Source organism: Terrabacter sp. Root85 (assembly GCF_001429185.1).
Taxonomy (GTDB): Bacteria; Actinomycetota; Actinomycetes; order Actinomycetales; family Dermatophilaceae; genus Terrabacter.
Window position 1 is genome coordinate 749,954 of sequence record NZ_LMIW01000001.1, and the last position, 20,872, is coordinate 770,825.

The window sequence follows — 20,872 nt, forward strand, 5'->3', positions numbered from 1 at the left end:
TGACTGTCCCGAAGTCCCAGCGGCTCGATGGCTGCGCCACAGCACCCGCACAGGCAGCCGCCCGACCGTTGGCCCCATGAGCAACGAGTCCACGCCACAGGTCCCGGCGTCGCAGCCGACGCCCGCGCTGCCGCAGTTCGACCCGAACGCGCCGGCCGCCCACCACACCGACGACACCCAGCAGCTCCCGTCGGCGACGACGACCGAGATGCCGGTGACCCCGCCGGCCACGCCGTACGCGTATGCCGTGTCGCCGGGGGCCGCGACCCCCCTCGCCGGTCCCGACGTGCCGCTCTCACCCACCGGCCTGCCCGTCCGCGAGAGGGCGGTCCGCGAGAAGGCGGTCCGCGAGAACCCGGCCGGCGTCGCGGGGACCGGTGACGGTCCTCGCTGGAACGCGAAGAAGACCGCGGTGACCGCCGGGCTCGCGCTCGTGCTGACGTCTGCGGGCGCCATCGGTGCCGCAGCCGCCATGCCGGCCGGGTCGACGGGCGGGGACACGGGCTTCCGCGGCCCGGGCGGCGGCCGCGGCTTCCAGTTCCCCGGGGGCCAGCAGGGCCTGCAAGGCCTACAGGGTCAACAGGGTCAGCAGGGCCTGACGAACCAGAACCCCAACCAGCAGGGCACGACCCCGCAGCAGCTGCCCAACCTGCAGAACGGCGTGCCGGGCGGCGGACTGAGCGGCATCGACCCGAACCAGCTGGGCCAGCTCGACCCGCAGGACCTGCTCCAGCAGCTCGGTCAGGGCATCGACCCGTTCTCCGGCCAGGACCCCGGCCAGGACCCGAGCCAGGACCCGGGCCAGGACGACTCGAGCTCGTCGGGAAGCACCACGACGACCTGATCAGCCACGCAGCGCTGCCGCGTACTCCTCGAGCGCCCTCGCCGCCCGGTCGACCTCGTCCTCGACCCGGGCGACGAGGGCTTCGTCGGCCAGGCGTCCCGCGGCCCCGAGGTCCTCGACCTGGTGGCACAGGTCGGCGAGGGCCGAGGCCCCGAGGTTGGAGGCGGTCCCCTTGAGCCCGTGCGCGATCCGGCCCTGCATCTGGGCGTCGCCCTCGGCGCGCGCGTCGACGAGGTCGGACAACCGCTGACGCGCACCCGAACCGAAGCGGTCGATGAAGCGCAGCAGCATCGAGGGGTCTCCGGGGTCGAGGTCGCGCAGCTCGTCGAGGCGGCTCAGGTCGAGCACCTCGGCGCCGGCCGCCGGCGCAGCAGCCGCCCCGGAACGCGGGCGCGGCGCGGGTCCCGAGCCGGTCCAGCGCTGCAGGGTCGAGGCGAGCAGCGCGACGTCGATGGGCTTGGTCAGGAAGTCGTCCATGCCCGCCTGCAGGCACCGCTCCCGCTCGCCGGCGATGGCCGAGGCGGTCATCGCGATGACCGGGAGGCGATGACCCGGCTCCTCCTGGGCCCGGATCGCCCGGGTCGCCTCGTAGCCGTCCATCTGGGGCATCTGGCAGTCCATGAGCACCGCGACGACGTCGTCACCCCGGGCGGCATGGGCCGCGACCCCCTCGACACCGTTGCCGGCGAGCACGACGGCGTAGCCCAGGCTCTCGAGGACACCCTGCGCCACCAGCTGGTTGACCTCGTTGTCCTCGACGACGAGGACCGTGCCGAGGTGCCCGTCGGGACCCGGCGGCGCGACGACGGACCTGGCCGTCGGGGGCTCGGGCACGAGGTGGCGACCGGCGACGTCGGCCATGGCGTCGAAGAGCGAGGACGGCATGACGGGCGCCGTCAGCGTCGCGTCGACGCCGGCCTCCTTGAGCGTCGCCACGTCAGGAGGCGGGACGTGCGCGCACACGAGCACGACGCGTACGCCCGCGAAGCGTTCGTCGGAACGGATCATCCGCGCGACCTGCAGGCCGCCTGCGCCCGAGCCGGGGTCGTCGAGCACGACGACGTCGAGCGGGGTGCCACCGCGGTCGGCCCGGTCGAGCTGGACGAGACCGTCGACGCCGGAGCCGGCCGACGTCACCGACATCGACCACGCGGAGAGCTGCTCCTCGACGCGGACGCGGTGCGGCACGTTGGAGCCGACGACGAGCGCCCGGAGCCCCGACACGGCCGCGGCCTGCGACTCGGAGCGGCCGAGGCTGCGAGCCGAGGCAGGCTCGAACGCCGCGGTGAACCAGAAGGTGCTGCCCTCCCCCGGCTCGCTCTCGACGCCGATCTCACCGCCGAACGCCGTGACGATCTGCCGGCTGATGGCCAGGCCGAGCCCGGTGCCGCCGTACTCGCGGGTCGTCGACGAGTCGCCCTGGGAGAAGGACTCGAAGAGCCGGGACCGCACCTCGGGTGCGATGCCCGCCCCGGTGTCGGTGACCTCGACCCGCAGCACGGGTCCGGTGTCGGTCACGTGGTCGAGCGTGAGGTGGATGACGACGCTTCCCGAGTCGGTGAACTTCACGGCGTTGGTCGTGAGGTTGGCGACGACCTGCCCGAAGCGCACCGGGTCGCCCGAGACCATGAACGGCACATCCGGACCGTGGGTCACAGAGAGGTCGAGCGACTTGGCCCGGGCCCGCTCGGCGAGCAGCGCGACGCCGCGTTCGAGCACCGCGGCCGGGTCGAAGTCGACCGACTCGAGCTCGAGCCGGCCGGCCTCGATCTTGGACAGGTCGAGGATGTCGTTGACGAGCTCGAGCAGCACGTGGCCCGCCTGGTCGATGCCGTCGGAGAGCCGTCGCTGGTGCGGGGTCAGCTCCGTGCGTCCGAGCAGCTCGCTCAGGCCGATGACGCCGTTGAGCGGGGTGCGGATCTCGTGGCTCATCGTCGCGAGGAACTCCGACTTGGCCCGGGAGGCCTCCATGGCGGCGTCGCGGGCCGCGGCGAGGTGCTCGGCGGTCCACTCGCGGTCGGCGACCCGGGCGAAGAGCGCGGTGATCTGCGTGATCGTCACGGCGTCGGACTCGACCGGCGGCGCCGCGCTGCGCATGTCGAGCACGACGACGCCCGCCACCCGGCCCTCGTGGACGATCGGCACGGCGACGATCGTCGAGCCCTCCGGCGACGGTTCGGCCACGACGGCGCGGCTCTGGGCGGCACGGGCGGCGAAGTCCAGGCCGACCTCGACCGGCAGCCGGCTCGACTCGGTGCCCTCAGGGGCCCGGACCGGCTCGCCGAGGGCTCCCTCGGCGTCGACGACGGTTGCGAGCACGGGGCGCCACGTCGTGTGGCGGGCAACCTCGACGAGCACGGCGGGCAGTGCCTCGTCCAGCGTCGCGGCCTCGTTGGCGGCGGTCGCCATCGCCGTGACGAGGCCGAGTGCCTGCTCGGCGTCCTTCTTCTCCGTGATGTCCTGGGTCGTGCCGCCCATCCGGATCGCACGACCCTCGGGATCGCGCGTGACGAGCCCTCGACCGCGGATCCAGGCGATGTCACCGGACGTGCGGACCACGCGGGCGTCGAACTCGAACGAGTCCGTGGCGACGAGCGCCGCGCCGACGACCTCGGACACGTGGGCCCGGTCGTCGGCGTGGATGCGGGCGAGGAAGCCCTCGTAGGTGGGGGTGAGGTCGGTGCGGTCCAGCCCGTAGATGCGGTAGAGCTCGTCGGACCACGACACGCGGTCGGCCGTGACGTCCCACTCCCAGCTGCCGATCTTGGCGATCGACTGCGCCTCGGCGAGCTGGTCGAGCAGCTTGCGCTGCGCGCTGTGCTCGCTGACCCGGTGCATCCAGCCCCGCCGCGCGCCCGAGTCGTCGACGAGCGGCGTGTGCGACACGAGCGCCCAGAAGCGGTTGCCGTGGGCGTCGAGGAGGCTGCACTCGATGTTGTCGCCGGGTTCGCCCCGGGCCGCGAGCTCCCCGAGGTGGTGGCGGAACTGCTCCTTGCCGATGTCGTCGACGGCGTCGAAGACCGAGAAACCGACCATGTCGTCGGGGTCACGACCGAGCAGCTCGGCCATCCGGGCGTTCGCGAAGAGGGTGCGCCCCTCCCCGTCGAAGACCCACAACCCGTCGGGCGAGGCGGCGACCATCCAGCGGAAGAGGTCGTCCCCCGCCGACTCGCGACCGCCCGCAATGCCCGACATGTCCCGATCCTCGCGCATGTGGGGCCGCGGCGCCCGGATGGCGCGCTCTTTTCGGCACGGGAGGCCGGGCGAGGCGCAGGTGAGCCTCGCCTTCGGTGACAGCGTCCCCGGCGGGTGCCACGATCGACGGGCACCGCCCCACCGTCGATCGGAGCACCACCCATGTCCGACGTGCGAGCGTCCGACGAGCCCACGCCCCTCGACAACGGCCACGACCCGGAAGAGCCGCACGACGCCAACGTCGGCGCGCGCCTCAACTGGCTCCGGGCCGGCGTCCTCGGCGCCAACGACGGCATCGTGTCGACCGCCGGCGTCGTCGTCGGCGTCGCGGGTGCGACCGCCGACAAGGCCGCGATCATCCTCGCGGGCATCGCCGCCCTGTCCGCGGGTGCCATGTCGATGGCTGCCGGCGAGTACGTCTCGGTCAGCACCCAGCGTGACTCGGAGCGGGCGCTCCTGACGCTCGAGCGCAAGGAGCTGCACGAGGACCCGGAGGGCGAGCTCGAGGAGCTGACCCAGCTCTACGAGGCCAAGGGGATGCGACGCGAGCTGGCCGCCGAGGTCGCGCGCGAGCTCACGGCCCACGACGCGCTGACCGCGCATGCCGAGGCCGAGCTCGGCATCGACCCGACCGACCTGACCAACCCGTGGCACGCCGCCGGCGCCTCGATGCTCGCCTTCGTCGTCGGCGCGATCCTGCCGATGCTCACCATCACCTTCAGCCCGGCCTCGATCCGGATCCACGTCACCGTCGTCAGTGTCGCCGCGGCCCTCGCCCTCACCGGCGCGGTCAGCGCCCGCCTCGGACGCAGCCCGGCCACCCGGGCGGTCCTGCGCAACGTCGCCGGCGGCCTGCTCGCCATGGGCGTGACGTATGCCATCGGCGCGGTCGTCGGGGTCAACATCGGCTGAGCGCGCGGCCACTTCACGGCCTGCACGCGGCATACGACCCGATCAGCGCCCAGCGGGCTGTAGAGTCGAGGTGTCCCAAGCGCCCGTCCGTGGCGCAACCGCCGGTCCGGCGCTCGGGGCACAGGGCGCGCGATGCGCGTCCACCGGGACTCGAGCCGAGTCCGCCGCCGACACCGACCCAGTCAGGCACGGTGTCGTCCGGGGGCCCAGCCCGCTCGACGTCCTCCGCGTCATCAGGAGGAACATGGCAACGCGCGTCCGCCGCCGACCGACCGACGGCCAGGGCCCCAAGCAGGGGCAGAACGGCCAGAACCAGGGTCAGCGGAAGGCCACCCAGCGCAAGGACGACCCTGCGCCGCTCATCCCCGTGCTCGCACGGCGGGTCCGCGAGGTCGAGTCCCGCGTCTCGAGCAAGGGCAAGGCCAGCCCGACGAACCGGACCAAGTTCCTCGTCGTGGCCACACTCATGCGGTCCGAGCGCGCCCGGGTCCGCGAGGACGCGTCGATCCCGTCGGCCACGCGAGCCGACCTGCTCAAGCGCCTCGACGGCATCGCGACGATCCTCGCGCAGATCGCGGCCCGTGACACGAGCCTGCTCACGCTGCTCGACGCGAACGCCAAGCCCGGCCCCGCGGCCCAGCAGATGCGGCGCGACTGGCTCCTCGAGTCGGGCGCCGAGCTCGCCGAGGAGGACCTCGTCATCCAGGCGCCCGAGCCCCCGCGGCCGGTCGTCCCGCCGCAGATCGCGGCCCGCCAGGTGATGCCGCAGTCGGTGCCGTCGCGGGCGCTCGCCAACCCGTTCCTGACGCCCGACGTCGGTCGCGCCCAGAGCGACTACCTTCCCAACCGGCTCGCCGGGTGGGACCTGCTCAGCCCGCTGTACCGCGCCTTCGAGCAGGGCGCCGGCGGAGAGGCAGCGTCGATGGACCTGCCGCCGACGCCGCAGATCGACCGCTTCTCCCCACCCGGGTCGCAGCTCATGGTTCACCAGTCCCGCTTCCTCCAGAGCGTCCAGGAGGGCCACCGCACCTTCCTGCTCGCCGACGAGCCCGGTCTCGGCAAGACGGCCCAGTCGGTCATGGCCGCCTCGATCGCCGGCGCCTACCCGATGCTCGCCGTCGTGCCGAACGTCGTGAAGATCAACTGGGCCCGTGAGGTCGAGCGGTGGACGCCGCAGCGCCGGGTCACCGTCATCCACGGCGACGGCAACGACGTCGACGCCTTCGCCGACGTCTTCGTCGTCAACTACGAGATCCTCGACCGGCACTTCGGGTGGCTCTCGAGCTTCGGCTTCCGCTCGATGGTCGTCGACGAGGCCCACTTCATCAAGAACCTCCAGTCGCAGCGCTCCCAGCAGGTCCTGGCGCTCGGCGACCGGCTGCGGTCGACGACGCCCGGCGGCGACCCGCTCCTCATGGCCCTCACCGGCACTCCGCTCATCAACGACGTCAAGGACTTCGACGCGATCTGGCGCTTCCTGGGCTGGATCAAGGACGGCAAGCCGACCGCCGAGATCACGCGGCGCCTCGACGACACCGGGCACACGCCCGCCGACCGCGCCTTCTACCCGGAGGCCCGTCGCGCGGTCATCGACATGGGCATCGTGCGCCGCCGCAAGGTCGACGTCGCCAAGGACCTGCCCGACAAGCGCATCGCCGACATCACCGTCGAGCTCGACGACGACCTCGGTCGGTCCATCCGCGAGGCCGAGCGCGCCCTGGGTCGCCGTCTGGCCCAGCGCTACCAGTCCCTCCTGGCTGCCGGCGACGGTCGCGAGGAGGACGGCGAGCCCGACACCGCCCTCATGCGTCGGGTCGCCGCCGCGGAGCTGCGTGCCGCGTCGGCCGAGAAGGGCACCGACAACGTCTTCTCGCTCGTGCGCCGCATCGGCCAGGCCAAGTCGACGCTCGCCGCCGACTACGCCGTGCAGCTGTCGCACTCGGTGGGCAAGGTCGTCTTCTTCGCCAAGCACATCGACGTCATGGACGCCGCCGAGCGCGTCCTCGCCTCGGCCGGCCTGCACACCGTGTCGGTGCGCGGCGAGCAGACCTCGAAGCAGCGCCAGGAGGCGATCGACGCCTTCCAGAAGGACCCCGAGGTCGCCGTCGCGGTCTGCTCACTCACCGCCGCCGGCGTCGGGCTCAACCTGCACGCCGCCTCCAACGTCGTGCTCGCCGAGCTGTCGTGGACCGCGGCCGAGCAGCAGCAGGCGATCGACCGGGTGCACCGCATCGGCCAGGACGAGCCCGTGACGGCCTGGCGCATCCTCGCCTCCGGCACCATCGACTCGAAGATCGCCGAGCTCATCGATGCCAAGCAGGGGCTCGCCGCGCGCGCCCTCGACGGCAGCGACGAGGACATCACGTCGGGCGACACGCTCCAGCTCGACGCCCTCGTCGAGCTGCTGCGCCAGGCCCTCGTCGAGCCCTGACGCCCAGCTGACTCGGGACCCTGGTCCCGTCCCAGCAGCCCCGGGGCGGGACGTATGGCCCTACCTCCTCACCGGTCCCCGCGATGGACTGGACCCGCGCCGCTGACCTGCGGCCCGAGGAGGAGACATGAGCACCATGCACGCGATCGTCTACCACGGCCCCGGCCGGAAGACCTGGGACGAGGTCCCGAAGCCGACGGTCCAGGCCGACACCGACGCCGTCGTCCGGGTCGACAGCGTGACCATCTGCGGCACCGACCTGCACATCCTCAAGGGTGACGTCGCGGCCGTCACCGAGGGTCGGATCCTCGGCCACGAGGCGGTCGGCACCGTCGAGGAGGTCGGCCCGGGTGTCAAGAACGTCAAGCCCGGCGACCGCGTGCTCGTCTCCTGCATCACCGCCTGCGGCGCGTGCCGCTACTGCCGTGAGAGCAGCTACGGCCAGTGCATCGGCGGCGGGGGCTGGATCCTCGGCCACACGATCGACGGCACACAGGCGGAGTACGTCCGCGTCCCCTTCGCGGACACGTCGACGCATGCCGTCCCCGAAGGAGTGACTGACGAGGAAGTACTCATGCTCGCCGACATCGGGCCCACGGGCTACGAGGTCGGTGTGCTGAACGGCCGGGTCCGTCCCGGTGACGTCGTAGCGGTGGTGGGCGCCGGCCCGGTCGGGCTCTCCGCCATCATGGGTGCCAAGCTCTTCAGTCCGGCGCACGTCGTGGCCATCGACCTGGCCGATGCCCGACTCGAGGCGGCCAAGCAGTTCGGGGCCGACATCACGGTGAACCCCTCCCGCGAGGACGCCGTCGCGATCGTCCGGGACCTGACGCAGGGTCTCGGCGCCGACGTGGCCATCGAGGCGGTGGGGGTGGCATCGACGTTCGAGCAGTGCGCGGCTCTGGTGCGCCCCGGTGGCACCGTCGCCAACGTGGGCGTGCACGGCGGCCCGGCCACCCTGCACCTGGAGGACCTCTGGATCAAGAACGTCACCATCACGACGGGTCTCGTCGACACCTACTCGACGCCGACCCTGCTCCGGCTCCTGGCCACCCACCACATCGACCTGGCGCAGTTCGTGACGCACCGCTTCCCGATGGCCGACTTCCTCGACGCCTACGACACGTTCGCCCGCGCGGCGGACACCGGAGCCCTCAAGGTGGTGCTGACGCGCTGAGGGGCACGCGACGTCAGAGGTCGACGTGCATGATCCGCAGGCCCACGCGCTCCCCGGTCGGGAGCTCGTGGGCCCGCGGCACGGTGCCGACGACCGTGAAGCCGAGGCTCTCGTAGAGCCGCACCGCGCCGGTGTTGGTGGCGACGACGGCGTTGAACTGCATGGCGGCATAACCGGACTCGCGGGCCCAGTCGAGGGAGTCGACGACGAGCGCGCGCCCGGCGCCGAGACCTCGGGCCTCGGCCGACACCATGTAGCTCGCCGTCGCGACGTGCGACCCGGGGCCGGGACGGTTGCGCCCCATCTTCGCCGTGCCGAGGACGCGGTCGCCGTCGACCGCGACGGTGACACGTCCCCCGGGACCGTTCTCGAGCCAGATGCCGCGCGCCTCCGTCTCGGTGAGGTCGGTCGGGAAGGGGAAGGTGTCGCCCGCGCGGACGACCTGCTCGATGACGGGCCACACGAGCGGCCAGTCGGCCTCGTCGAAATCCCGGACAGTGATGGTGGAAGCCACTCGAATCGCCTTACTTCTCAGGAACATTCGCGTCCAGTTCACTCAGCCACGCCACCGACGTCGCGTCGGACGGCATACGCCAGTCACCCCGCGGCGACAGCGAGCCTCCCGCCACGACCTTGGGCCCGTTGGGCAACGCGGAGCGCTTGAACTGGTTGGCGAAGTAGCGCTTGACGAAGACCTCGAGCCAGTGCCGGATCGTCGCGAGGTCGTATGCCGTCCGGTCGGCCTCGGGGTAGCCCGCGGGCCACTCCCCCGCCTCGCTGTCCCGCCACGCGTTCCACGCGAGGTAGGCGATCTTGGACGGGCGGTAGCCGCGGCGCAGCACGTGGAAGAGCGTGAAGTCCTGCAGGGCGTAGGGCCCGATCATCGCCTCCGTGCTCTGCGGCTTCTCGCCCTCCTTGGCCGGCACGAGCTCGGGCGTGATCTCGGTGTCGAGGATCGAGGTCAGCGTGCCGGCGACCTCCTCGTCGAACTGGCTCGACGACACGACCCAGCGGATGAGGTGCTGCATCAGGGTCTTGGGCACGCCGGTGTTGACGCCGTAGTGGCTCATCTGGTCGCCGACGCCGTAGGTGCACCAGCCGAGGGCGAGCTCGGACAGGTCGCCGGTGCCGAGGACGATGCCGCCGCGCTGGTTGGCGATGCGGAAGAGGTAGTCGGTGCGCAGGCCGGCCTGGACGTTCTCGAAGGTGACGTCGTAGAGCTCCTCGCCCCGGCCGAACGGGTGGCCCATCGCCTCGAGCATCTGGGTCGCCGCCGGTCGGATGTCGAGCTCCTCCCACGTGACCTCGAGCGACTCCATGAGCGCGATGGCGTTGCTCTTCGTGTGGTCGCTCGTCGCGAAGCCGGGCATCGTGAAGGCGAGGATGTCGCTGCGGGGCCGGTCGAGCCGGTCCATGGCCTTGGCCGCGACGATGAGCGCGTGGGTGGAGTCGAGGCCGCCGCTGACGCCGATGACGACCTTGGGCTGGCCGATGGCGCGCAGGCGCTGCTCGAGACCGGAGACCTGGATGTTGTACGCCTCGTAGCAGTCGAGCGCGAGGCGGTCCTCGTCGTCGGGCACGAAGGGGAAGCGGTCGACCTTGCGGAGCAGGCCGAGGTCGCCGGCCGGCGGGTCGAGCTCGAGCTCGACGGTGCGGAAGCCGTCGGTGCGCGCGGCGTGGGTGCGGCGGTTGTCGTCGAAGGTGCCCTGCCGCTGGCGTTCCTGGCGCAGCAGGTCGAGGTCGATGTCGGCGACGGAGGCGCGGGCACCCTCGGGGAAGCGCTCGCTCTCGGCGAGGAGGGCGCCGTTCTCGTAGACCATCGTCATACCGTCCCACGACAGGTCGGTCGAGCTCTCGCCCTCGCCGGCCGCGGCGTAGAGGTAGGCGGCGAGGCAGCGGCCCGACGCGCTGCGGGCGAGCAGGTGACGGTCCTCGGCGCGCGAGACGGTGATCGGCGAGCCGGAGAGGTTGGTGAGGATCGTCGCGCCGGCGAGCGCCGCCTCGTGGCTCGGCGGGACGGGGACCCACATGTCCTCGCAGACCTCGACGTGCAGGACGAAGCCCGGCACGTCGGTGGCCCGGAAGAGCAGGTCGGGGCCGAACGGCACCCGGTCGCCCGCGACGTCGATCGTCTGGCCGCGCTGGTCGTCGCCGGGCGCGAAGTGCCGCCGCTCGTAGAACTCGCGGTAGTTCGGCAGGTAGGACTTCGGCGCGACACCGAGGATGCGACCGCCGTGGATGACGACGCCGCAGTTGTAGACGCGCGAGCCCTTCTCCAGCGGCGCGCCGACGATGACGACGGGGCGGAGGTCAGCGGTGGCCTCGGCGATGCGGGCCAGGGCGTCGTCGACGGCGTCGAGGAGCGGGTCCTGCAGGAGCAGGTCGTCGATGGCGTAGCCCGACAGGCACAGCTCCGGGAAGAGCACGAGGCCGACACCCTCGTCGTCGAGCTCGCGCAGCTGCGTGATGACGGCGTCGGCGTTGCGCTCGGGGTCGACCGCCACGATCGGCAGGGTGCACGCGGCAACGCGGGCGAAGCCCTGGGCCCAGGAGCTGTAGAAGTCCATGGGCACAGTCAATCGCACGCCGTGCGGGCAGTGCGTGTGACGCGGGACTCGCCGCGAGCGCGGGCGTGTCCGGGACCATCTTTACTACCATCAGTAGTAGTCGGACACTCGCCCGACGAGCAACCGAGGAGGTCACCATGTCGGACCAGAACCCGGTCCACGTCCTTCACCCGGAGGAGTCCTGGGGCTTCCTCCGCGCCCACGAGTTCGGTCGCCTGGCCTTCCACCTCGTCGGTGAGGTGCACCTGACGCCGATCAACTACGCCCTCGACGGCGAGCGCATCGTCTTCATGACGGCCGAGGGCAGCAAGCTCTTCGGCGTGACGGCCAACCCCGACGTCGCCTTCGAGGTCGACGAGATCGTCGGTGAGCGCGCCACGAGCGTCATCTGCCGGGGCCGGGCGCGCACCCTGGAGGGACAGGCCGCCTACGTCGTCGAGCGCCTCCCCGTGCGGCCGTGGGTCGACACCCCGAAGTCCGTCGTCGTCGCAATCGAGGTCGACGAGATCTCCGGACGCCGCTTCGACCTCACGAGGCCGTGGCTGCGGGACCTGCCCACGGGCTGACCGCCTGACCGCCTGACCGCCTGACCGCTGGGCAGGCACGCGCCCTCGTCTACCCTTGGCGCGTGCCCACGTCCGCCCGGAGCCCGCGCGCGCAGGCCCTGCGCGCGCTCGTGCTGGCGCTCGTCGCCTCCGGCGGAGCCACGGCCGCGCACGCGGTCGGTGGCGGCCACCTCGTCTCGGGCGTCGGCGTCCTCGTGGCGACGGCCCTCCTGACCGGCGCCACCCTGCCGTTCGTGCGCTTCGGCCTGACGGCCGTCCGGTCCGCGGTCCTGCTCGCCGCCCTCCAGGTGGCTGCGCACGTCGTGCACGGCCTCGCGGCGATGGCCGTGGGCTCCCCCGTCCACGGGACCGGCGGCGGCCCCTCCCACGCGGCACACGGCATACGCCCCCTCGGTCGCATCGACACGGGCAGCGGCACGGTCGCCGGCGCGGCTGACCCGGATGGCGTGGTCGCGACGAGCGCGCTCACCGACCTGCTCCCGACCCCGACGATGCTGCTCGCGCACGTCGCGGCCGCGGTCACGATCGGCGTCCTGCTGACCCGCAGCGAGGAGTCGTGGCGGGTCGCCTGCGCACTCGTGGCCACGGTCGGCGTCGCGCTGACCCGTGCCGTGCTGTCACTCGCCCACGGCGCCGGTGCCCTGATCCACGCTGTCGCGGCCCGGTGCGCGGGACTCCGCGACCCGCGACCTCGGCCGTCGGACGTGCGAGTCCCGGCCGACGTGTGGCGCGCCCGCACCCCGGTGCGTCGCGGCCCGCCCGCCTTCCTCCTCACCTGACACCACCTCGCAGCGCCGGCCACCGCCCGGCCGCTGCCCCCTACCGTCATGCCCGAGGAGCACCATGTCCGTCATCGATCCCGCATGTCCGAAACCCCTCGCCCGCAAGGGTGCCCGCCCGACCACCGGCCTGTTCCGCGCCTTCTGGCGGTGGCACTTCTACGCCTCCGTCGTCGTCGTCCCGGTCCTGCTCGTCCTCGCCGTCACCGGCCTCGTCTACCTCTTCCGTTTCCAGATCGAGCCGCTCGTCCACCCGGACCTCATGCGCGTCGACCACGCGGAGGGTCAGCTGACGCAGCCGTGGCAGACCCAGCTCGAGGCGGTCCAGGAGGCGTCTCCGGGGGCCACCGTCGTCTCGTTCACGGAGCCGACCGGCGCCGATGCCAGCGCCCGCTTCACCGTCGAGGCGGCCGAGGGCCTGACCCGCGACGTCTTCGTCGACCCCTACACGGTGCGGGTGCTCGGCTCGCTCGACCCGGACTCGACGATCAGCGGCACCGCCGTGCGCCTGCACGCCGACCTCATGGCCGGCCGGATCGGCGACACCGTCATCGAGCTCGGCGCGTGCTGGGCGATCGTCATGGCCGTCACCGGCTACTACCTCTTCGTCCGCGGTCGGCGGGCGCGGCGTCGGCAGCGTGAGGTCGATGCACCCGGCGCCCGCCTGCGGACGACCCACGCCCGCACCGGAGCGTTCGTCGGCGCCGGGCTGCTGCTCCTCGTCGTCTCGAGCCTGCCGTGGACCGGCATCTGGGGCGAGCAGGTGCAGAAGCTGGCCACCGACCGCGGCACGTCGATGTGGGCCGAGGACCCGGGCGCCCTGTCCAACCCGACCTCGACCTTGGACGAGTCGCTACCGCACAGTCACCACGCCGTCCCATGGGCACAGGGCAAGAGCCTTGTGCCGCAGTCGGATCCGGTCTCGGCCGGAGACGAGGTCAGCGTCGCGAACCTCGACACCGCAGTGGAGGTGGGTGACCGTTCGGGGCTGGCGCACCCGGTGACGGTCGCGCTGCCGTCGGACGACCGCGGCGTCTACTCGGTCATCGGCTACGCCTTCGACGACCCCGGGGCCGAGCGGACCGTGCACGTCGACCGCTTCGGCGGCCAGGTCGTGAGCACGTACGGCTACGACGACTACCCGGCTCTCGCGAAGGTCGTCAGCCAGGGCATCGCCGTCCACGAGGGGCGCCGCTTCGGCACGCTGAACTTCTGGCTCACCGCGCTCTTCTGCGTGGCCGTCGTCGTGTCGTGCGTGACCGGGCCGGTCATGTGGTGGCGCCGCCGTCCGCGCGGCTCGGGCGCCGTCGGCGCACCCCGAGGGCGTATGCCGCTCGCCTCCTCGCCGCTGCTCGCCGTGCTCGTCGTGGGGCTGGCGGTCCTGCTGCCGGTCTTCGGGGCGTCACTCGTCGTCGTGCTGCTGCTCGACCGCGTCGTCATCCGGCGAGTGCCGCGCCTGCGCCAGGCGTTCAACACCGCCGACCGGTAGCGGTCACGACAGGTGCGCGCTCACCCCAGAGGTGCCCGGTCCCCGCAGGAGTGCGCGGTGCAGCGCGCACTCCTCGCGGGAACCCGCACCTCTGGCACGGGCGCGCACCCGCTCGAGCGCTCAGCCGACGGCGTCGCGGGCCGCGACGAAGGCGTCCACGCACGCGCGCACGTCGGCCTCCGAGTGCGCGGCCGAGAGCTGCACGCGGATGCGGGCCTTGCCCCGCGGGACGACCGGGAAGCTGAAGGCGATGACGTAGACGCCGTTGCCGAGCATGTGGTCGGCGATCTGCGCGGCCTGACGGGCGCCGTCCTCGCCGGGGAACATGACGGGACGGATCGGGTGCGTGCCCGGGAGCAGCTCGAAGCCGGCCTCGGTCATGAGCGTGTGGAAGAGCGCCGTGTTGGCCTTGAGCGTCTCGCGCTTCTCGGCCGAGCTCTCGACGAGCTCGAGGGCGGCCATGGAGCCGGCGACGACGGACGGCGCGACGGAGTTGCTGAAGAGGTAGGGACGCGAGCGCTGGCGGAGCAGGTCGACGATCTCCTGTCGCGAGCTCACGTAGCCGCCGGACGCACCGCCGAGCGCCTTGCCGAGCGTGCCCGTGATGATGTCGACGCGGTCCATCACACCGAAGAGCTCGGGCGTGCCCCGACCGCCGTCACCGACGAAGCCCACGGCGTGGGAGTCGTCGACGAAGACGAGCGCGCCGAACTCGTCGGCCAGGTCGCAGATCTCGTCGAGCGGGGCATACGACCCGTCCATCGAGAAGACACCGTCCGTGACGACGACGGTCCGCCTCGCGTCGGCCTCCCGGGCCGCCTCGAGCTGGGCCCGCAGGTCGGTCATGTCGGCGTTCTTGTAGCGGTAGCGCATCGCCTTGGACAGTCGCACGCCGTCGATGATCGAGGCGTGGTTGAGCTCGTCGCTGATGATCGCGTCCTCGGCGCCGAAGAGCACCTCGAAGACGCCGCCGTTCGCGTCGAAGCACGACGAGTAGAGGATCGTCGCCTCCGTGCCGAGGAACTCGCTGATCTTGTGCTCGAGGGAGGTGTGCAGCGTCTGGGTGCCGCAGATGAAGCGCACCGAGGCCATGCCGAAGCCCCACTCGTCGAGCGCCTTCTTCGACGCCTCGACGACGCCCGGGTCGTTCGCGAGACCGAGGTAGTTGTTGGCGCAGAAGTTGAGCGCCTCCGCCTTGAGGGTCGTCACGTGCGCCGACTGCGGCGACGTCAGCTCCCTCTCGTTCTTGTAGAGGCCGGCGTCCTTGATCTCCTGCAGCGTCGCGGCGATCTCGTCCTTGACTGAGCCGTACATCGGTGTCCTTCGCGGGTCGGTGGGGCGTGTGGCGCCACCCAGCGTATGCCCGGCCGTGTTCGCGGAACCGCTGACGTCCTGGGCGGCAGCGGAGGACGCTGGAAGGACGCCCGCGTCCGCGGGCCGGAGGAAGGAGTGAGGTCATGACGACACGACAGGGAAGCCTCGCACTGCTCGAGGACGAGGTGGCGCAGCGGCTGTTGCGGTCTCCGCTGCCCGCGCGGCTGGCGTACTCGTGGACCGACGGGTCACCACGGGTGGTGCCGATCGGTTTCCACTGGAACGGGAAGGAGCTCGTGTTCGGGACGCCGCCCGATGCGCCCAAGATGAGGGCTCTCAAGGACGGTGACCGCGCGGCCGTGTCCATCGACACGGACGAGATGCCCTACAAGGTGCTGCAGATCCGCGGGCGGGTGCGCACCGACACGGTCGAGGGGATCGCCCCCGAGTACGAGGAGACGACGGTCCGCATGCTCGGCGAGGAGCAGGGGCGCGCGTGGCTCACGAACCTCCGGGCCATCACCACCCACATGAGCCGCGTCTTCGTCACGCCCGAGTGGGTCGCGATCCTCGACTTCGAGACCCGTTTCCCGAGTGCGATCGAGCGGGCCATGGAGGAGGCGGCGAGCGCCTGAAGGACTCACGCCGAAGTCCCTACCGGCGCACGCGACGCGGCGTAGCGTGGAGCCACCGTTCATCGGGGGATCGACGACCTAGCGAGGCGATCACATGCCAGAGTTCATGGACGTTCACACCAACATGCCGGGTGTGACATCGGAAGCACTGATGGAGGCCCACCAGGCCGACCTCGACATCCAGGACGACGAGGGCGTCGTGTTCAAGCACGCCTGGGCCGACCCCACGAGCGGCCATGTGTTCTGCCTGTCCGAGGGACCGAGCGCCGACGCCGTGAGGCGCATCCACGAGCGCACCGGTCACCCGGCGGACGAGATCCACGAGATCACGGTCACGGCCTGAGCCTGCAGACCCCGTCGACCGGCCCCAACCGTTCCTCCTGAACCGGCTGTATCAGCAGCCCCTCAGGAGAACACTGGATCGCAGGGGCCGTCGCGCCCACTGCGCGGCCCGGGTCGAAGGAGTCCACCATGTCCAAGCGCGCGCTGCTCATCGGGGTCAACGAGTACGCGATCCCGGGGGCGAACCTCCGGGGCTGCGTCAACGACGTCCATGCCGTCGCCGGCGCGCTGACGGACCTCTACGGCTTCGCCGCGTCCGACATCACGATGCTCCTCGACGGCGCCGCGACCAAGGCCGCGATGACGCGGGGCATCGCCGACCTCGTCGACACGGCCCGGCCCGGTGACGTCCTCTACCTCCACTACTCGGGCCACGGCTCGAACGTCCCCGACACCAGCGGGGACGAGACGACCGACCACCGCGACGAGATCCTCTGCCCGCACGACCTCGACTGGAACGACCCGCTCACCGACGACTGGCTCCGCACGACGTTCGACCGGCTCGACCCGGGCGCGTCGCTCACCGTCGTCATGGACTGCTGCCACTCCGGCAGCAACACCCGCGAGCCGGTGCTCCTCGGCGGCCCAGCGCCGGAGGTCGTGTCGCGCTTCCTGCCCAACCCCGACGACGAGGCCCTCGGCGGCGGCTTCACGGGGACGCCACGACGCGTCCGCCGCCGTCGCCGCGCCGAGGACGTGCACGTCGTCGACATCGCCGAGACCCTCGTCAGCGGGTGCCGCGACGACCAGACCTCCGCCGATGCGCACATCGACGGCGACTACAACGGCGCCCTGACCTACTACCTCGTCCGGGCCATGCGCGAGGACCCGCAGTCGACCTACCGGGCCCTCCACGCCCGCACGCTCGCCGGTCTGCGCGGCAACTACGACCAGGTGCCGCAGCTCGAGGGGCGCGCCCCGCGCCTCGACCAGACCTTCCTGTCGGGGGTGGGCTGAGCCGTGTCGACCCTCGTGGGCGCCACGCCCCCCGCAGACCACGAGCCGTATGCCGTCCCGACCGGCGCGCATGCGCCTGTCCTTCCCGAGCAGCCGCTGCCCGACCCGCCGAGCGCCGAGGCCACGGAGCCGGCACCCCAGCACGTGGTCACCCCGCCACCCGAGCCGAAGCCGGCCGCCGATGCCGTCCCCACCCCGGCCCCCGACGCCGACCCCGACGCCGACCCGTCGCGGCCGCTGACCCGGGTCCGCATCTCGCACGGCGACCTGCGCTTCGCCCGCCACCACGTCCTCGTCGGGCACTACCCGGGCAGCACCCTGGTCGGCGGCGAGGGCGCCCTCGACGAGCTGCTCGACGGCCGGCTCTCGCGGGCCGCCCTGCTCGGCATCTACCCCGGGCCGATCGAGACGTGCCAGGTGTTCACCGACCCCGACGAGTGGACCCGCCCGCCGGGGGCGGTCGTGGCCGGGCTCGGCCCCATCGGCGGCCTGAGCGCCGCGTCGCTGGCGCGGGCGACCGCCCACGCGGTGCTGACGTCGGCCCTCGGCCACCTCACGGCCGGGGCGTCGGCGACGAGCACCGAGGTGCGACAGCTGAGGCTCTCCAGCCTGCTCATCGGCACCGGTCAGGGCGGACTCCCGGTCCGCGACAGCGTGCAGGCCCTGCTGACCGGGGTGCAGCGAGCCAACGACCGGCTCGCCGACACCGACCTCGGGGTGCACATCGCCGAGCTCGAGATCATCGAGCTGTGGCAGGACCGCGCGCTCCAGGCGGTCGAGGCCCTCGGGTCGTCGCTGACGAGCGGCGAGCTCGCCGACTCCTTCACGGCCGACCTGCGCCTCGAGGAGCGCCCGGGCCGCCAGCGTCGGCTGCTCTTCCAGGAGCCGACCGGCTGGTGGCAGCAGGTGCGGGTGCGCAGCGAGCCCGACGGGGGTCTGTCGTTCGAGGCGTCGATGCGACGGGCGGGCACGCCGACGCGCACCGTCCCGACGCAGCGGGCCCTCGTCGACCGGCTCGTCGAGTCGCTCGTCGACTCCCCGTCACCCGACCCGTCGGCGGCCCGGACGCTCTTCGAGCTGCTCTTCCCCAACGACCTCAAGGCGCAGGCGCCCGACACCGACAACCTCGTGCTGCTCGTCGACCGGGGCTCGGCGCACTACCCGTGGGAGCTGCTCGACGACCACGGCACCGAGGAGGACCGCGAGCCGCTCGGCGTCCGGCGCGGGCTCGTCCGCCAGCTCGAGGGCTCCTCGATGCGAAGCCACGTGCTCTCGGCCACGAGCAGCCGAGCCCTGGTCGTCGGCGACACCGCGAGCGGTCTGAGCGCCCTCCCCGCCGCCCAGAGAGAGGCCCGCGGGGTCGCAGATGCCTTGCGACAGAGCGGTTTCGAGGCCGAGCCGCTCATCGCCGAGAGCGGCACCAAGGTCATCCAGGCCCTCTTCGCGACGTCCTACCGCGTCGTCCACCTCGCCGGTCACGGTGTCTTCGAGTGGCCGCTCGGCGACGGGACGGACGCCACGGTCACCGGCATGGTGCTCGGCAACGGGATGTACCTCACGGCAGGTGAGGTCGGCCAGATGCGGCAGGTGCCCGAGCTCGTCGTCGTCAACTGCTGCCACCTCGGGTCGATGGGGCCGAGCACTCCCGTCGGCCCGGCAGTCCCGGGTGCTCCGGGCATGCCGACCGAGCGCGCCGGCAACTACCACCGGCTCGCCGCGAGCTTCGCGACCGAGCTCATCGACATCGGCGTGCGGGCCGTCGTCGCGTGCGGCTGGGCCGTCGACGACGCCGCGGCCTCGACCTTCGCGGCGACGCTCTACGACCGGCTGCTCTCCGGGCTGACGTTCGGCGAGGCGATCGCCGCGGCCCGCTGGCAGACGTGGAACGACCACCCGGCCGTCAACACGTGGGGCGCCTACCAGTGCTACGGCGACCCCGACTACCGCCTGGCACCGGACGCGGTCGTGCATCGCGCGACGACGGTGCGGCGGGCACCCGCGAGCGCCGAGCAGGCCAGGGTCGAGATCGAGAACCTCGGGCAGTCGGTCGACGTCAGCCGCAACACCCGCTTCGGGCTCGACCGGCTGAGCGAGCTCTACGAGGCCCTCTCGCCCGAGGACCGCGAGGACGACGCGCTCCAGGTGCTCATCGCCCGGACGTACAACAAGTTCGGCGACTTCGGGCACGCGACGCAGTACTTCGAGCAGACCCTCGAGCGGGGCGGGACGGCCCTGACGGTGCGCGACTTCGAGGTCTGGATCGACCAGGTCGTCCGGGCGGCGGCGACGAGCGACGACCCCGTCGACGACGCGGTCGCGACGATCGAGTCGGCCATCGACCGGCTGCGCACGCTCCTCGACAACCCCGCGTCCCTCGTGCTCGGGTCGCACGCACCCGAACGGGTCGCCTTCCTCCCGGGCGACGCCCCCGGGGCGTCGGGCGGCGTCGGCATCGATCGGCTGTGGCGGGTCGCGAGCGCCTACAAGCGGCTCGCCCTCGTCGCGTGTCCCGAGCGCCCCGGCTCGACCCGCAGCGGCGACTGGACGCGCACGCACGACGCGCTGACGAAGATGTCCGACTGGTACGCCGCGGCCCGGACCGCCTCGGGAGCGACCGACCGACGTCGCCACGGCGCGCTCGCCAACTGGCTCGCCGCCGAGCTGGCCCTGCGCTGGCGACCGGTCGAGGGACGCACCGGCCTCGACCGCTCCGAGGCGCGCCGGCTCATCGACGAGTCGATCGGTGCCGCCCGCGAGGAGGCCTACCTCGCGCCGACCTTCTGGACGGTCGCGGTCTACGGCGACCTGCTCGTCCTCGACGCGCTGTGGAGCCCCCGCGCCACCGACGCGGAGGCCCAGCAGGCCCTCGACCTCTACCGCCGGGCGAGCGATCTCGGCAGCGAGGAGCAGCTGCGCCAGGTGCGCGACCAGGTGGACTTCCTCATCGTCATGGCCGGCACGGAGGCGCAGCGCCGCGCCGAGTTCCTCCAGACCCTGCGCGACGGTCTCGTGGCCCTCGACGCTCCTCCGCCCGGCACGGACGACACGGACGGCACGGTCACCGCGTGACGGCATACCTCGCGTAGGTCGTGCCGCCGGCGAAGCGGCGGTGCTCGAGCAGCTCGAGGTCGAGGCGTATGCCGTCCGGCAGGGTCCGCGTGCCGCCACCGACGACGACGGGCACCGTCAGCAGGCGCAGCTCGTCGACGATGCCGGCGCGCAGGGCCTCGGCCGCGAGGGCGGGGCCGCCGATGCTGACGTCGCGGTCGGCCGAGGCCACGAGCGTGGCGACGGCGGCGGGGTCGAAGTCGCGCTCGAGCCGCGTCCGCGGGCCCGACACGGCCTCGAGGGTGCGCGAGTAGACGACCTTCTCGGCCGCCTGCCAGATGCGGGCGTAGTCGTGCTCGACGGCGTCGTCCGGATCGTCGGAGTCCTCGGTGGGCACCGTCTGCCAGTAGACCATCACGTCGTGGAGGCGGCGTCCGGTGAGATAGGTGCCGACGTCGCGCTCGAGGTCGTTGACGAAGGTGTGCACCTCCCGGTCGGGGGCGGCCCACTGGAAGCCGCCGGCGGCGTCGTTCACGTAGCCGTCGAGCGAGGCGATGGTCGTGTAGATGAGGCGGGCCATGTGTTGACTCTGTCACTCACGCACGCTCAGGGCACC

General features: G+C 72.4%; 16 protein-coding genes. 11 read left to right on the forward strand and 5 right to left on the reverse strand.

What is annotated here, in order from left to right; translation table 11 throughout:
• Nucleotides 1-76 precede the first annotated feature (76 nt).
• A complete protein-coding gene (locus tag ASE25_RS03580; RefSeq protein ID WP_056822778.1) occupies nt 77-844 on the forward strand; it encodes a hypothetical protein in 768 nt (255 codons plus the stop codon).
• On the opposite strand, the gene ASE25_RS03585 is transcribed toward ASE25_RS03580, so the two are convergent.
• A complete protein-coding gene (locus ASE25_RS03585) occupies nt 845-4,039 on the reverse strand; it encodes a response regulator (RefSeq protein WP_056822781.1) in 3,195 nt (1,064 codons plus the stop codon).
• Between the two features lie 162 nt (nt 4,040-4,201).
• Between ASE25_RS03585 and ASE25_RS03590 the strand changes: the two genes are divergently transcribed.
• The 3 genes from ASE25_RS03590 (at nt 4,202) to ASE25_RS03600 (ending at nt 8,559) form a co-directional block, all read left to right on the forward strand.
• A complete protein-coding gene (locus ASE25_RS03590) occupies nt 4,202-4,951 on the forward strand; it encodes a VIT family protein (protein WP_056822784.1) in 750 nt (249 codons plus the stop codon).
• A 244-nt stretch (nt 4,952-5,195) separates the two neighbouring features.
• Complete coding sequence (locus tag ASE25_RS03595) at nt 5,196-7,382, forward strand: DEAD/DEAH box helicase (RefSeq protein ID WP_056822787.1); 2,187 nt, start codon at nt 5,196-5,198, stop codon at nt 7,380-7,382.
• Nucleotides 7,383-7,518: 136 nt separating this feature from the next.
• On the forward strand, nt 7,519-8,559 hold the full coding sequence (locus ASE25_RS03600) for a zinc-dependent alcohol dehydrogenase family protein (protein ID WP_056823838.1): 1,041 nt from the start codon (nt 7,519-7,521) through the stop codon (nt 8,557-8,559).
• Nucleotides 8,560-8,572: 13 nt separating this feature from the next.
• Here ASE25_RS03600 and ASE25_RS03605 read toward each other — a convergent pair whose 3' ends face one another.
• The gene (locus ASE25_RS03605) at nt 8,573-9,073 is read right to left on the reverse strand and encodes a GNAT family N-acetyltransferase (protein WP_200958954.1); all 501 of its coding nucleotides are present in this window, start codon (nt 9,071-9,073) and stop codon (nt 8,573-8,575) included.
• A 10-nt stretch (nt 9,074-9,083) separates the two neighbouring features.
• Nucleotides 9,084-11,126 (reverse strand): NAD(+) synthase, encoded by a 2,043-nt coding sequence (locus ASE25_RS03610; protein ID WP_056822790.1) that lies wholly within the window; start codon nt 11,124-11,126, stop codon nt 9,084-9,086.
• A gap of 137 nt (nt 11,127-11,263) precedes the next feature.
• On the opposite strand from ASE25_RS03610, the gene ASE25_RS03615 reads away from it, so the two are divergent.
• The 3 genes from ASE25_RS03615 to ASE25_RS03625 all read left to right on the forward strand — a co-directional run bounded on the left by ASE25_RS03615 (nt 11,264) and on the right by ASE25_RS03625 (nt 13,960).
• Nucleotides 11,264-11,692, forward strand: coding sequence for a pyridoxamine 5'-phosphate oxidase family protein (locus ASE25_RS03615; RefSeq protein ID WP_056772360.1), 429 nt, complete (start codon nt 11,264-11,266; stop codon nt 11,690-11,692).
• 62 nt (nt 11,693-11,754) lie between these two features.
• Entirely contained in the window at nt 11,755-12,471 is a 717-nt protein-coding gene (locus ASE25_RS03620; protein WP_056822794.1) for a hypothetical protein, read from the forward strand.
• A gap of 64 nt (nt 12,472-12,535) precedes the next feature.
• Nucleotides 12,536-13,960, forward strand: coding sequence for a PepSY domain-containing protein (locus tag ASE25_RS03625; protein ID WP_056822798.1), 1,425 nt, complete (start codon nt 12,536-12,538; stop codon nt 13,958-13,960).
• A 120-nt stretch (nt 13,961-14,080) separates the two neighbouring features.
• Here ASE25_RS03625 and ASE25_RS03630 read toward each other — a convergent pair whose 3' ends face one another.
• Complete coding sequence (locus ASE25_RS03630; RefSeq protein ID WP_056772366.1) at nt 14,081-15,274, reverse strand: glycine C-acetyltransferase; 1,194 nt, start codon at nt 15,272-15,274, stop codon at nt 14,081-14,083.
• A gap of 143 nt (nt 15,275-15,417) precedes the next feature.
• Between ASE25_RS03630 and ASE25_RS03635 the strand changes: the two genes are divergently transcribed.
• The 4 genes from ASE25_RS03635 (at nt 15,418) to ASE25_RS03650 (ending at nt 20,277) form a co-directional block, all read left to right on the forward strand.
• A complete protein-coding gene (locus ASE25_RS03635; protein WP_056772368.1) occupies nt 15,418-15,909 on the forward strand; it encodes a pyridoxamine 5'-phosphate oxidase family protein in 492 nt (163 codons plus the stop codon).
• A gap of 106 nt (nt 15,910-16,015) precedes the next feature.
• Nucleotides 16,016-16,252, forward strand: coding sequence for an SCO4226 family nickel-binding protein (locus ASE25_RS03640; RefSeq protein ID WP_200958956.1), 237 nt, complete (start codon nt 16,016-16,018; stop codon nt 16,250-16,252).
• Nucleotides 16,253-16,380: 128 nt separating this feature from the next.
• Nucleotides 16,381-17,208, forward strand: coding sequence for a caspase family protein (locus ASE25_RS03645; RefSeq protein ID WP_056822801.1), 828 nt, complete (start codon nt 16,381-16,383; stop codon nt 17,206-17,208).
• A 3-nt stretch (nt 17,209-17,211) separates the two neighbouring features.
• Nucleotides 17,212-20,277: a CHAT domain-containing protein gene (locus tag ASE25_RS03650; protein WP_056822804.1), complete on the forward strand. Its 3,066-nt coding sequence runs from the start codon at nt 17,212-17,214 to the stop codon at nt 20,275-20,277.
• On the opposite strand, the gene ASE25_RS03655 is transcribed toward ASE25_RS03650, so the two are convergent.
• The gene (locus ASE25_RS03655) at nt 20,267-20,836 is read right to left on the reverse strand and encodes a dihydrofolate reductase family protein (RefSeq protein ID WP_056822807.1); all 570 of its coding nucleotides are present in this window, start codon (nt 20,834-20,836) and stop codon (nt 20,267-20,269) included. The two genes, ASE25_RS03650 and ASE25_RS03655, sit on opposite strands and share 11 nt — an antisense overlap.
• Between the last annotated feature and the right edge of the window lie 36 nt (nt 20,837-20,872).